Below are 12,551 nucleotides of genomic sequence, written 5' to 3'. Positions count from 1 at the left end.
GAACAGGGAGTTTCACCTGCAACAACACGCGCGAACCGGATCGCCCGGCCACCCAAACGAAACAGCCCGCCGGAAGGCGGGCTGTTCGCAGCAACAACAACGCACGCGCGAGGCGATCAGTCGTCGTTCTTGGACATGTCTTCGTCGGCGACGACTTCGGCAGCGGCCCATTCCAGTGCTTCACGCTCGGCACGCTCGCGCTCGGCCTTCTCGACTTCGTCGATCAGGGCGTTGTCGATCTTGCGGGCGGCAATTTCGCGCAGCGCCAGCACGGTCGGCTTGTCTTCGGTTTCGCTGTTGTCCAGGGTGGCCTGGACGCCATTGGCCAGCTGACGGGCGCGCTTGGACGCCATCATGACCAGTTCGAAACGGTTGTTCACGACTTCCAGACAATCTTCTACGGTGATGCGGGCCATGCGGGCTCCCGGCAGCCGGTGAGGGCTGCTCAATCGAATGAGGGAAAGGGGACGGATTGTACCGGCCAGGGCTGGACAAAATCAAGCCAACCGGCTAGCACCCCGTTGAGAATCAGTCGGTTGTGGCCGGGTCCTGGGTCAACAGGGCCTGGATGAGGCCCGCATGGCGGACCTTCTGGGCCTCCCGGCGCAGGCGGCTGGCCGTGAAGATGGCGCACAGCTCGTCCACCGCGGTCTCGAAGACTTCGTTGACGATCACGTAGTCGAAGTCGTTGAAGTGCAGCATCTCTTCACGCGCGGCGGCCAGGCGCTGGGCGATCACCGCCTCGCTGTCCTGCCCGCGCTTGCGCATCCGGTCCTGCAGCGCCTGCTTGGACGGCGGCAGGATGAACACGGTGACCGTGCCCGGGACCAGCTGGCGGACCTGCTGGGCGCCCTGCCAGTCGATCTCCAGCAGCACGTCCTGGCCGGCCGACAGCTGCGGCTCGACCGACTGCCGCGCGGTGCCCTTCCAGTCGCCATGGACCCAGGCATGCTCGAAGAAGTCGCCGGCGGCGATCATCCGCTCGAACTCCTCGGCGCTGACGAAGTGGTAGTGCTCGCCATTGATTTCACCCGGGCGGGTGGCGCGCGAGGTGAACGAGATCGACAGGGCGATCTGCGGGTCGCGGGCCAGGGTGGCGTTGACGATGCTGCTCTTGCCGGCCCCGGAGGGCGCGGCCACGATGTACAGGGTGCCGCGCGCGGGCGCGCCGACGGGCGGGGTCTGGCTGCTCATTCGATGTTCTGCACCTGTTCGCGGATCTGGTCGATCAGCACCTTCAGCTCGACGGCGGCATTGGAGGTGCGGCTGTCCACCGATTTGGAGCCCAGCGTGTTGGCCTCGCGGTTGAACTCCTGCAGCAGGAAGTCCAGGCGGCGGCCGACCGGCTCGCGCTGTTTGAAGACCCGACGGATCTCGGCGATGTGGCTGCCCAGGCGGTCCAGCTCCTCATCCACGTCCAGCTTCTGCAGCCACATGACCAGCTCCTGCTCGGCCCGGCCGGGATCGACCGGGTGTGGCAGGTCGGCCAGGCGGGCCGCCAGCTTGGTGCGCTGGCCCTCGCGGATCAGCGGGATCAGGGTGGTGACCTCGGCGGCGATGCGCTCGATGCTGTCCACGCGCTCCTGGATCGCGGTGGCCAGCTTGTCGCCTTCACGCTCACGCGCGGCCACGAAGCCATCCAGGGCGGTATCCAGCAGGGCCAGGGCCTCGGCATGCAGGGCGGCGGCATCGACCGCCTCGCCCTGCATCACGCCCGGCATCTGCAGCAGTTCGGTGAAGCTCACCTGCAGGCTGGGGAAACCCGAGGACAACCGGGTCGCCAGCTCGCCGAGCTGGCCCAGCAGCGCATCGTTGACCACCAGCGCACCGGTGACCTCCGGCGCGCGCAGGCGCATGACCAGATCGATCTTGCCGCGGCTGCAGCGGGAAGCGACGCGCTCGCGCAGTTGCGGCTCCAACGCACGCAGTTCCTCGGGCAGGCGCACGCCGACCTCCAGGAACCGGTGGTTGACCGAGCGCAGCTCACAGGCGAGCGTCCCCCAGCGGGTGGCGCGCTCGCCGTTGGCATAGGCGGTCATGCTTCGAATCATGCGGGTTTCCGGTGCTCTCAAAGTGCAAATGGTACCCTAGCGGTCTCCTTAGAGCCTCCTCGCCCGCCGGTCTCCGGCCCGGGCGTGGCCCCGCATCCCCCGTCTTACCGGAACTTGAGCATGACTGATTCCCGTCCCAGTGGCCGCCAGGCCGACCAGCTGCGCGAAGTGCGCATCGAGCGCGCCTTCACCCGTCACGCGGAGGGCTCGGTCCTGGTCAGCTTCGGCGAGACCCGCGTGCTGTGCACGGCCAGCGTGGAAAACCGCGTGCCGGGCTTCCTGCGTGGCAAGGGCGAAGGCTGGGTGACCGCCGAGTACGGCATGCTGCCGCGCTCGACCCACACCCGCAACGACCGTGAAGCCGCCCGCGGCAAGCAGGGTGGCCGCACGCTGGAGATCCAGCGCCTGATCGGCCGCACCCTGCGCGCCTGCATCGACCGCGGCGCGCTCGGCGAGCGCACCATCACGCTCGATTGCGACGTGCTGCAGGCCGACGGCGGCACCCGCACCGCGGCCATCACCGGCGCCTACGTGGCCCTGGTCGACGCGGTGAACTTCCTGATCAAGCGTGGCGACATCAAGCGCAACCCGATCTTCGGGGCGGTGGCGGCGGTGTCGGTCGGCGTGTACCGCGGCACCCCGGTGCTGGACCTGGATTACGCCGAAGACAGCGATTGCGATACCGACATGAACGTCGTGATGAACGACGGCGGCGGCTTCATCGAACTGCAGGGCACCGCCGAAGGCCATGCCTTCCGCCGCGATGAACTGGACGCGCTGCTGGTGCTTGCCGAAAAGGGCATCAAGGATCTCTTTGCCGCCCAGCAGGCGGCCCTGGCCCAGGCATGAACCGTCGCATCGCCCTGACCACCCTGGTGGTGGCCGACTATGACGAGGCGATCGCCTGGTACACCGGCGCGCTGGGGTTCAGCCTGCTCCAGGACATCGACCAGGGCGACAAGCGCTGGGTGGTGGTCGGGCCGGCCGACGGCAACGCGGCAGGCTTGCTGCTGGCACGCGCCAGCACCGATGAACAGCGCGCACGGATCGGCAACCAGACCGGCGGCCGGGTCGGTTTCTTCCTGAACACCGATGATTTCTGGCGCGACCACGCCGCGATGACCGCGCGTGGCGTGGACTTCCTCGAAACCCCACGCGAAGAGGTCTACGCGACGGTCGCGGTGTTCCGCGATCTGTACGGCAATACGTGGGACCTGCTGGAGCCCAAGCAATGAAACTGGTACTGGCCAGCGGCAACGCCGGCAAACTGAAGGAACTGCAGGCCATGCTCGGTGGTCTGCCGCTGGAGATCGTGGCGCAGGGCGAACTGGGCGTCAGCGACGTACCGGAAACCGGCCTGACCTTCGTCGAGAACGCCCTGATCAAGGCGCGTCACGCCTGCGAAAGCACCGGCCTGCCCGCACTGGCCGATGACTCCGGCCTGATCGTGGATGCGCTCGATGGCGCGCCCGGCCTGTACAGCGCGCGCTATGCCGGCAGCCCGACCAACGATGCGGCCAACAACGCCAAGCTGCTGGAGGCGATGCGCGAGGTGCCGGCCGAGCGCCGCAGCGCCCGCTTCTACGCGGTGATCGTGCTGCTGCGCCACGCCAATGATCCGCAGCCACTGATCTGCGAAGGCAGCTGGGAAGGCGTGATCCTCGATGAACTGCGGGGCAGCCACGGCTTCGGCTACAACCCGCTGTTCCTGGACCCGGTGCTGGCCCAGACCGCAGCCGAAATGGCGCCGGACCTGAAGAACGCGATGAGCCACCGCGCCAAAGCCCTGCAGCTGCTCAGGCAGAAACTGCCCGCCCTGCTCTGATGCCACACGACCACTGCTCCCACCTGCCCGGCGAAGCCTGCTCCGGCGATCACGATCACGACCACGCCCCGCGGCTGGTGACGCCACCGCTGGCGCTGTACGTGCATCTGCCGTGGTGCGTGCGCAAATGCCCGTACTGCGATTTCAACTCGCACGCGGCCAAGGGCGAGCTCCCGTTCGAGGCCTACATCGATGCCTTGATCCGCGACCTGGACCAGGACCTGCCGCTGGTCTGGGGACGGGTGGTGAGCAGCGTGTTCTTCGGTGGCGGCACGCCGAGCCTGTTCCCGCCCGAAGCGATCGATCGCTTCCTGCAGGCAGCCTCGGCCCGGCTGCGCTTCGCGCCGAACCTGGAAGTGACCCTGGAAACCAACCCGGGCACCGCCGAGCACGGCCGCTTCGACCGCTACCGCGCCGCCGGGGTGAACCGGATCAGCTTCGGCATCCAGACCTTCAACGACGAGGCGCTCAAGCGCCTGGGCCGCATCCACGACAGTGGCGAGGCCGAGCGGGCGGTGAAGCTGGCGCAGGACGCCGGCTACGACAATTTCAACATCGACCTGATGTACGCGCTGCCGCAGCAGACGCTGGCCCAGGCCGAGCATGACCTGGAGCGGGCCTTCGCGCTGCAGCCCACGCACCTGTCGCACTACCAGCTCACGCTGGAGCCGAACACCGTGTTCTTCGCGCGGCCGCCGCAGGGGATTCCCGACGAGGATTCGGCATGGGACATCCAGGAGCACTGCCAGCGGCTGCTGGCCGAAGCCGGCTACGCGCAGTACGAAGTCAGCGCCTACGCCAAGCCGGGGCGGCAGAGCCAGCACAACCTCAATTACTGGCGTTTCGGCGATTACCTGGGCATCGGCGCCGGTGCGCACGGCAAGATCAGCAGCGGTGCCGAACAGCACGTGCTGCGCCGCTGGAAGCACAAGCACCCGCAGACCTTCATGGACACCGCCGGCACCCTGGTCTCGATCGGCGGCGACGACGTGATCAGCGCCGATCGCCTGCCGTTCGAGTACATGCTCAACCTGCTGCGCCTGCATGAGGGCTTCGGCCTGAAGGATTTCGAATCGCGCACCGGCCTGGACCGCGCGCAGATCGCCACGCCGCTGGGTGTCGCCGTCGCCAAGGGTTGGATGACCGTCACCGGGGATCGCGCCACGCCGACCGAACTGGGCCGGCGCTTCACCAACGACGTCGTCGAGCTGTTCCTGCCCTGAGCGCCGTGCCGGCCGCTGGCCGGCGCCAGGACCACCCGAGCGTGTCGCTTCTGGCAGGGACCGGGCGAAACCGTTAGATTCCGTGTTCTCAGGGGAGCTGGAAGAACATCGGATGTCTGCGCCCGCACCTTCGTCGTCCCAGCCCGACATGACCCCCTTTGCGGACGTGGCCGCGCCGCCGCGCGTGCGCCGCCTGCTGGCCGCGCTGCACGGGCTGGCGGTGCAGACCCTCACCGCGCCGCTCAAGCTGACCATCGTGGAGCTGGAGCGCGAGCTGTTCCGCGACGCCGAGCGCGCACACAACAGCCAGATCCAGGCCGACATCTTCGCCCAGGCCCGGCAGCTGCATGAGGTCAACGCGCAGTTCGGCCCGCGTTTCCTGGGCGCATTGGGCGACAGCCTGGCCACCCTGCGCGGCCCGCGCCACACCCAGCGCATCGTCCCGACCGAGGTGTCCGTGTCGGCCACCACCCTGACCCTGGTCAACGACACCGACGTGGACCGCGACATCGTGCTGGTCGACATCATCCGTCGCGAAGCCCAGCGCTCGGCCACCGCCCTGCAGCTGCTGGGCCAGCGTTTCGGCGTGCTCGCCGCCGGCCCGGCCTTCGATGTCGATGACCTGCCGTTCGGCCCGCAGGCCTTGTGCCGGATCGTGCGCGAACTGGGCGAGCAGTTCGCGCTCGGGCTGGAAACGCAGCTGGCGCTGTACCGCGTGTTCGACCGCCAACTGCTGGAGCGGCTGGGCGAACTGCTGGAGCGCGCCAACATCCTGCTCGCCCATGAAGGAGTACTGCCCGGGCTGGTCTACACCCCCTACCTGGCGCGCTCGGCCACCACGCGCCGGATCATCACCGGGCCCGAGCGCGGCCTGCCCGGCGCGCGTGGCGGCGCGGCCGCGCGGCCCCTGACCGGCTGGAACGGCAGCGCCCCCAGCGCCGGTTGGGCGGCGATGACCCAGGAGGCGATGGCGCCGCCGGCCGCTGGGCCGGCCCATGGCACGCCCAACGGTGACGCTGCAGCGCCAGGTCCATCAGCCTCCGCGTCTGCATCGGCGCCGGCCACCAACGCCCCGCCTGCGGCAACCGATCTCGGTGCACCAGCGATGTCGGCGCTGCACCAGTTGCTCGGTGCCGCCCGCCAGGCGCACGCCGCCGGCACCGTGCCAGGGGGCGACGCCATCGCCGCGCAGGCCGTCGCCGCGACAACCGGGCTGCCCACGCCCGCCGCCGACAACGCGTTTCTCGCCCCCGACGTTCCCGCAGCGCTGGCGGTTCCCGCCGACGCCGTGCATGCCACCCTGGCCAAACTGCAGAGCCAGGCGATCGCCCCCGGTGGTGCCCGCCGCAGCATGGCCGACCTGCACAACGCCCTGCTCGCCCAGGTCCGTGCCGACCATGGCGCGCAGGCCGCCCTGACCGTCAAGGACAGCGACACCTTCGATCTGCTCGACATGCTGTACGGGCAGATTCAACGTGAGGTGCGGCCCGATGCCGTGTCCGCCGACCTGCTGACCCGCCTGCAGGTGCCGGTCGCCCGCGCCGCCCTGTCCGACCCGGCTTTCTTCGTGCGCGACCAACACCCCGCACGCGAACTGCTCAATGCGGTGGCCGAGGCCGGCGCCAACTGGCTGGGCGAAGAGGACGTGGACCCCCAGCTGGTGCAGAAGCTCGGCCTCGCCGTCGATCAGGTCGTCAACGACTACGACGGCGATGTGGCGGTGTTCGACACCGCCAACGAGGAGATCCAGCAGCACTTCCGCGCGCTGGCCCACAAGGCCGAGCTTGCCGAGCGCCGGCATGTGGAAGCCGCCCGCGGCAAGGAACGGCTGGAGGCGGCCAAACAGCAGGCCAGCACCAGCATCGAGCAGCTGTGCGCACAGGCCGCGCCGCCACGTTTCGTGCAGGCACTGCTCAAACAGGCGTGGTCGGACGTGCTGACCCTGACCCTGCTGCGCAACGGCGAGACCTCGCCGCAGTGGCAGCAGCGCCAGCAGGAAACCGCCCGGATCGCCGAGGTGACCTGCCTGGCGCCGGGCGCCGCCGCGCGCGATGACGCACTGGGCAACGAGGTCGAGTCCGCTCTGCTGCAGGTCGGCTATCACCAGGATGAAGCCGCCGCGATCGCGCGGCGCCTGTCCACGCCGGGCGGCGAGGATGACAGCAGCTCGCGCACCGAGCTCACCGCACGCCTGCGTGCACGCACCCGGCTGGGCGAGCAGGCCGATGCCGGCGACCCGCGCAAGGTCGCCCCGCTCGCGCGCAGCACCGCCGAAGACGACTGTTACCGCCAGCTGCGCACCCTGCCGTTCGGGACCTGGTTCGAGTTCACCACCAACCAGCAGGGCGATGTGCGCCGTCAACGGCTGTCGTGGTACAGCCTGATCACCGACAACGCCCTGTTCGTCAATCAGCGCGGGCAGAAGGTTGGCGAGCACTCGCTGGACGCACTGGCACGGCTGATGGCGCATGGGCAGGTGCGGATCGTCACCGAAGACAAGGGGCGGCTGATCGACCGTGCCTGGCAGGCCACCCTGCGCACGCTGCGCTCGCTGGCCGGCAGCCCTGCGGAGAACGCCGAATGACCACGCCCGATACCCGCCGCGCGCCGCGCCGCCAGGTGACCGAGCTGGTGCCCGTCACCGACCTGATGGCCGAGACCGTGATCGGCCGGCTCGGCAATGTCTCCGAGACCGGCATGCTGATGCTGGCCTCGGTGCCGATGCAGGACGATGCGCTGTACCAGCTGCAGTTCACCATTCCCGGGCCGCAGGGGCAGCCGCTGCTGATCGACGTGGGCGTGCACCTGCTGTGGAGCGAGCAGACCCATGCACCCGGCCAGGCCTGGGTAGGCTTCCGCTTCCTGACCCTGGCACGCGATGCACGCGAGCAGTTGCGCCACTGGATCGCCGAGGAAACTTCGGCAGTCTGAGCGCCGGTTCCGGCACAGCACCCGCCAGCGGATTGCGGCAGAATCTAGGGCTGCATTCCGCACTGCCAGTGAGCTTCCTGTCATGAACCAGCCAGACCTCGGCGCCCTGTATTCCCACCACGCCAGCGTGATGCGCCAGCGCGCCGACGACGCGCTGGCCCGTGGCGGCTTCGATCATCTGGTGATCCCCAGCGGCACCCTGCATTACCAGGCCTTCGACGACCGCGATTACCCGTACGCGGTGAACCCGAACTTCAAAGCCTGGCTGCCGTTGACCAAGCTGCCCAACAGCTGGCTGGTATACACCCCGGGCCAGCGCCCGAAAGTGATTTTCTACCAGCCGTTCGATTACTGGCATGTGGTGCCGGATGCGCCGAATGGCTGGTGGGTCGAGCATGTCGACATCGAGATCATCCGCACGCCCGACGATGCGCTGGCGCTGCTGCCCAAGGACGCCGCCCGCTGCGCGATCCTCGGCGAACCGCAGAGCGCACTAGGTGCGTTCGTGCCGAACAACCCGGCGCCGGTCATCGATTACCTGGACTGGCAGCGCGGCTACAAGACCCCGTATGAAATCGCCTTGATGCGCGAAGCGCAGCGGCTTGGGGTGCGCGGTCACCGTGCCGCCGAAGCTGCGTTCCGCGCCGGCGCCAGCGAATTCGAGATCCACATGGCGTACTGCCACGCGGTCGGCCAGGATGCCAATGAACTACCGTACGGCAACATCATCGGCCTCAACGAACATGCCGCCGTGCTGCACTACACCGACCTGGGCCGCAGCGCGCCGACCCCGCTGCGCAGCTTCCTGATCGACGCCGGTGCCAGCGCCCACGGCTATGCCAGCGACATCACCCGCACCTACGCGGCCAGCGGCCACGACGAGTTCCAGGCCCTGATCGATGCGGTCGACGCTGCCCAGCAGCAGATGGGGGCCGGTGTGCGTGCCGGGGTGGATTACAAGCAGCTGCACATCGACGCGCACCTGTCGCTGATGGGCATCCTGAAGGATTTCGGCGTGCTCAACGTCTCGCCGGAAGCGGCGTTGGCCACCGGTGTGAGCGCAGCCTTCTTCCCGCATGGCCTGGGCCATCTGATCGGGCTGCAGGTGCATGACGTGGCGGGTTTTGCGGCCAGCGACCGCGGTGGCCGCATCGAGCGCCCGCAGGGTCACCCGTATCTGCGCATGACCCGCGTGCTGGAGCCGGGCATGGTGGTCACCATCGAGCCGGGCGTGTACTTCATCGACATGCTGCTGGACGAAGTGAAGCAGGCCGGCAACGGCGCCAGCATCAACTGGGACCGCGTGGACTTCTTCCGTCCGTATGGCGGCGTGCGCATCGAGGACGAGGTGCTGTGCACCGAAGGCGATGCCGACAACCTGACCCGCCCGGTGTTCGCCGCCGCGAACTGAGCGGCGATGCAGGTACCGACCCACGGTCGGTACCTGCGCGGCATCGCGGTAGCGCCGGCCGCTGGCCGGCACTCCCTGTGTGATGCACCGCACGGCCAGCGGTGCCTTCGTCACGCACCGCGCAGCCACCCACGGGTGGCTGCACCCTGAAGCGGATCAGCGCTTGGCCATTTCTTCTTCAATCTCATCGGCACTGCGCGCCAGTGCAGCGGTCAGCACCTGATGGCCGTCCTCGGTGATCAGCACATCATCTTCGGTACGAATGCCGATACCGCGCCAGCGCGCTTCCACGCTGCGGTCATCCGGTGAGACGTACAGCCCCGGTTCGATGGTGAACACCATCCCCGGCTCCAACATCCGCGAATCCCCTGCCAGGCGGTAATCGCCGACGTCGTGCACGTCCAGGCCGAGCCAGTGCCCGGTCTTGTGCCGATAGAAACGCTGGTAGTGCGCTTCGGCGATGTTCTCTTCCAGCATGCCCTTGAGCAGGCCCAGCCGCAGCAGGCCTTCGGTCAAGGTTTCCACCGCGGCCAGATGACCGGCCTCATACGCATTGCCCGGGCGTGCCTGGGCCAGTGCCGCCGCCTGCGCCGCACCGACCAGGTCATGCAGCGCCCGCTGCTCGGCGGTGAAGCGGCCGTTGACCGGGAAGGTGCGGGTGATGTCGCTGGCATAGCCGCGGTACTCGGCGCCAGCATCGATCAGGACCAGTTCGCCGTCCTGCGCGCGCGCGTTGTTGTCGCGGTAATGCAGGATGCAGCCGTTGGCACCGGCACCGACGATGCTGCTGTACGCCGCACACGCGTCATTGGCGCGGAACACGCGCTCCAGATCGGCCTGCAGTTCGTACTCGTGGATGCCCGGCCGCGCGACATGCATCGCGGCACGGTGCGCCTGCACACTGATGTCGGCGGCGTGCTGCATCAACGCGATTTCGGCGGTCGATTTGAACAGCCGCTGTTCGTGCAGCAGGTGACCCAGTTCCAGGAATTCGTGCGGCGGCTGCGCGCCGTGCCGCACCTGCGAGCGGACGCGGTTGACCCAGCCGATCAGCTTGAGATCGAACTCGGCATCGCGACCGAAGTGGTAGTACACCCGCGAGCGCCCTTCCAGCAGGCCGGGCAGGATGTCGTCCAGATCGTCGATCGGATACGCATCATCCATGCCGTACTGCGAGACCGCGCCTTCCTGACCGGCACGCGCGCCATCCCAGGCTTCGCGGTCGGCGTCGCGCTCGCGGCAGAACAGGATCACCTCGCCATGGCGGCGGCCTGGAATCAGCACCAGCACGGCCTCCGGTTCCGGGAAGCCGCTCAGGTACCAGAAATCCGAGTCCTGCCGGAACGGATAATGCGTATCCAGGCTGCGCACCCGCTCGGCGGCGGCCGGCAGCACCAGGATCGCGTCGTCGCCGGCCATCTCCATCAACTGCTGGCGGCGGCGGGTGTATTCGGCGGCGGAGATGCCGGTCAGCTGCCGGATATCCATCTCAGTTCAGGCGCTGCCGATGGCGCGCCGCCATGACGCAGTCGCCGTGCAGCAGCAGCACTGCCACGCGGATGAACTCTTCGATCTCGGCCAGCGCGTCTTCGTCATCATCGTTGCCGCTTTCGAAGTCTTCGCTGGAGGCCTGGGCCAGCTTGGCCAGATCGGTCAGGGCTTCATCGCCCTCTTCGGACAGGGCCGGGCGGTTCTGGCCCGAGCCCAGCCCGAAGCCGCCCAGGAACGAACGTGCCCAGGTGAACAGCGCATCGGCCTGTGCAGCGGTGTCGCTGGCATCGCTCAGCAGCAGTTCGAAGGCGAAATCGCGGTCTTCCAGCTGCGCCACGCTGGCATCGAGCAGGCGCGCCAGGGCGTCACCTTCGGCCGGGGTGGGCAGGTTGTCATCGGCCAGCACGCGGGCCGGCCATTCACGCACCGGCGCACCGCCGGCGGACAGCCAGCCGCACAGGCCGCCGTGCAGTTCAGCAGCGCTGGCGCCCAGGCCCAGGGCCTGGCTGGCCTGGTTTACGTCGTCGACACTCGGGAGTTCGGTCATCTTGAGGCTACGGTTTGTGAGCGCCACAGTGTAGCAATCCACCCGTGTCCGCCGGGTTGCGGTGGTCCTCCCCCCGGCCGGGTCCCGGCTCGCCGGCCGGGCGGCCCGCAGCCCCCGTGATTATTCGCTTGACCGCCCCATCCGCCCTTGCCTATCGTGCCGGTCATGGAACCCGCCGACGCCATCGCCCAGTTGCAGGCCTTCGCCGCCCGCGTGGAGGCGTTGCTTGAGCGCAACCAGCGCCTGGCCGACGAGAACCGCAGCCTGCGCCATCAGCAGGAGCAGCTGGTGGCCGAGCGCTCCCAGTTGCTGGCCAAGAACGAGCAGGCCCGCTCCCGGGTCGAAGCGATGATCACCCGCCTCAAATCCCTGGAGCAGCACACATGAGCCAGACCGAACCGGTCAGTGTCCGCATCCTGGATCGTGAATACACGGTGGGCGTGGGCGCCGAGGAACGCGAGAGCCTGACCGCCGCCGCCCGGCTGCTGGACGCCAAGATGCGCGAGATCCGTGGCAGCAACCGGATGGCCGCGGTCGACCGCGTCGCCGTCCTGGCCGCGTTGAACCTGGCCCACGAGCTGCAGCAGCTGCGCGATGAGCATGCCCGGCAGGCGATCGCGCTGCAGCAGACGCTGGGCGATCTCAACCGCCGGCTGGACCGCGCCTTCGACAACGGCGGCTGATCCACGCCACAGGTTCCACGGCCTGCTCGATTGCACAAGTGCATCGCATGGCCTTCATCGATCTGAATTGATGTGCAATTCGACCGACGAACGGACTGGTCGAATCGCCCAAGAGGGCTATAATCCTCGTCGCGTTCTCTGCTGTGAACGACGGCGTGTGCAAACATTCGCCTTGTCCCTTAATTACGACCACGGGTGCGCGACGGCGCCGGGAGTGCAAGTCCGCCTTGTAGCGGGAAGCCCGATGGAACCCCAGCGTACCCACTTGAACCCCGGGTTCAAGGTCGTTTCGCATGCATCGTCACGGCGGAGAATGCAATATTCCAGCAAGAGCGGCGTTCCCTTGGAACGTCGCTCTTGTTTTATCCGCCTTCCCCGCACGCTCCGGA

General features: G+C 68.2%; 14 protein-coding genes and 1 other RNA gene. 10 read left to right on the top strand and 5 right to left on the bottom strand.

The features are described 5' to 3' along the window. Positions 1–116: 116 nt before the first annotated feature. The 3 genes from rpoZ to AC07WC_RS15135 form a co-directional block, all read right to left on the bottom strand. Positions 117–416: a DNA-directed RNA polymerase subunit omega gene (gene rpoZ, locus AC07WC_RS15145; protein WP_005410877.1), complete on the bottom strand. Its 300-nt coding sequence runs from the start codon at positions 414–416 to the stop codon at positions 117–119. A 112-nt stretch (positions 417–528) separates the two neighbouring features. Next, positions 529–1,194 (bottom strand): guanylate kinase, encoded by a 666-nt coding sequence (gene gmk / locus AC07WC_RS15140; RefSeq protein ID WP_495210729.1) that lies wholly within the window; start codon positions 1,192–1,194, stop codon positions 529–531. Next, entirely contained in the window at positions 1,191–2,051 is an 861-nt protein-coding gene (locus AC07WC_RS15135; protein WP_088432675.1) for a YicC/YloC family endoribonuclease, read from the bottom strand. Before AC07WC_RS15135 ends, gmk begins: the two co-directional genes overlap by 4 nt. 120 nt (positions 2,052–2,171) lie before the next feature. On the opposite strand from AC07WC_RS15135, the gene rph reads away from it, so the two are divergent. The 7 genes from rph (at position 2,172) to pepQ (ending at position 9,441) form a co-directional block, all read left to right on the top strand. Beyond that, positions 2,172–2,900, top strand: coding sequence for a ribonuclease PH (gene rph, locus AC07WC_RS15130; protein ID WP_088432674.1), 729 nt, complete (start codon positions 2,172–2,174; stop codon positions 2,898–2,900). Beyond that, positions 2,897–3,286, top strand: a complete 390-nt coding sequence (locus tag AC07WC_RS15125; RefSeq protein ID WP_495210728.1) for a VOC family protein — start codon at positions 2,897–2,899, stop codon at positions 3,284–3,286. Before rph ends, AC07WC_RS15125 begins: the two co-directional genes overlap by 4 nt. Beyond that, entirely contained in the window at positions 3,283–3,876 is a 594-nt protein-coding gene (rdgB, locus tag AC07WC_RS15120) for an RdgB/HAM1 family non-canonical purine NTP pyrophosphatase (protein ID WP_495210727.1), read from the top strand. Before AC07WC_RS15125 ends, rdgB begins: the two co-directional genes overlap by 4 nt. Continuing rightward, positions 3,876–5,099 (top strand): radical SAM family heme chaperone HemW, encoded by a 1,224-nt coding sequence (gene hemW, locus AC07WC_RS15115; RefSeq protein WP_495210726.1) that lies wholly within the window; start codon positions 3,876–3,878, stop codon positions 5,097–5,099. Before rdgB ends, hemW begins: the two co-directional genes overlap by 1 nt. A gap of 112 nt (positions 5,100–5,211) precedes the next feature. Next, the gene (locus AC07WC_RS15110; protein WP_495210725.1) at positions 5,212–7,683 is read left to right on the top strand and encodes a DUF1631 domain-containing protein; all 2,472 of its coding nucleotides are present in this window, start codon (positions 5,212–5,214) and stop codon (positions 7,681–7,683) included. Next, positions 7,680–8,030 carry a PilZ domain-containing protein gene (locus AC07WC_RS15105; RefSeq protein ID WP_088432670.1) on the top strand — a complete coding sequence of 117 codons (351 nt, stop codon included), beginning with the start codon at positions 7,680–7,682 and terminating at the stop codon, positions 8,028–8,030. Before AC07WC_RS15110 ends, AC07WC_RS15105 begins: the two co-directional genes overlap by 4 nt. An 82-nt stretch (positions 8,031–8,112) precedes the next feature. Beyond that, the gene (pepQ, locus tag AC07WC_RS15100; RefSeq protein WP_495210724.1) at positions 8,113–9,441 is read left to right on the top strand and encodes a Xaa-Pro dipeptidase; all 1,329 of its coding nucleotides are present in this window, start codon (positions 8,113–8,115) and stop codon (positions 9,439–9,441) included. 156 nt (positions 9,442–9,597) lie between these two features. On the opposite strand, the gene AC07WC_RS15095 is transcribed toward pepQ, so the two are convergent. Together AC07WC_RS15095 and AC07WC_RS15090 are read right to left on the bottom strand one after the other, a co-directional pair. After that, positions 9,598–10,923 (bottom strand): aminopeptidase P N-terminal domain-containing protein, encoded by a 1,326-nt coding sequence (locus AC07WC_RS15095; protein WP_495210844.1) that lies wholly within the window; start codon positions 10,921–10,923, stop codon positions 9,598–9,600. A 7-nt stretch (positions 10,924–10,930) separates the two neighbouring features. Further along, positions 10,931–11,479, bottom strand: coding sequence for a UPF0149 family protein (locus tag AC07WC_RS15090; RefSeq protein WP_088432668.1), 549 nt, complete (start codon positions 11,477–11,479; stop codon positions 10,931–10,933). A gap of 165 nt (positions 11,480–11,644) precedes the next feature. On the opposite strand from AC07WC_RS15090, the gene AC07WC_RS15085 reads away from it, so the two are divergent. The 3 genes from AC07WC_RS15085 to ssrS all read left to right on the top strand — a co-directional run bounded on the left by AC07WC_RS15085 (position 11,645) and on the right by ssrS (position 12,479). Beyond that, positions 11,645–11,866, top strand: coding sequence for a TIGR02449 family protein (locus AC07WC_RS15085; protein ID WP_019183857.1), 222 nt, complete (start codon positions 11,645–11,647; stop codon positions 11,864–11,866). Continuing rightward, positions 11,863–12,162, top strand: a complete 300-nt coding sequence (locus AC07WC_RS15080) for a cell division protein ZapA (RefSeq protein ID WP_088432667.1) — start codon at positions 11,863–11,865, stop codon at positions 12,160–12,162. The genes AC07WC_RS15085 and AC07WC_RS15080 overlap by 4 nt, the downstream gene beginning before the upstream one ends. 132 nt (positions 12,163–12,294) lie before the next feature. Then, positions 12,295–12,479: non-coding RNA, 6S RNA (gene ssrS, locus AC07WC_RS15075), on the top strand. The last annotated feature ends 72 nt before the right edge of the window (positions 12,480–12,551 follow it).

This window comes from Stenotrophomonas sp. GW821-FHT01H02A (assembly GCF_059422145.1).
Note: the sequence above shows the minus strand (reverse complement) of the source record. Positions and strands in the feature narration are given on the sequence as shown.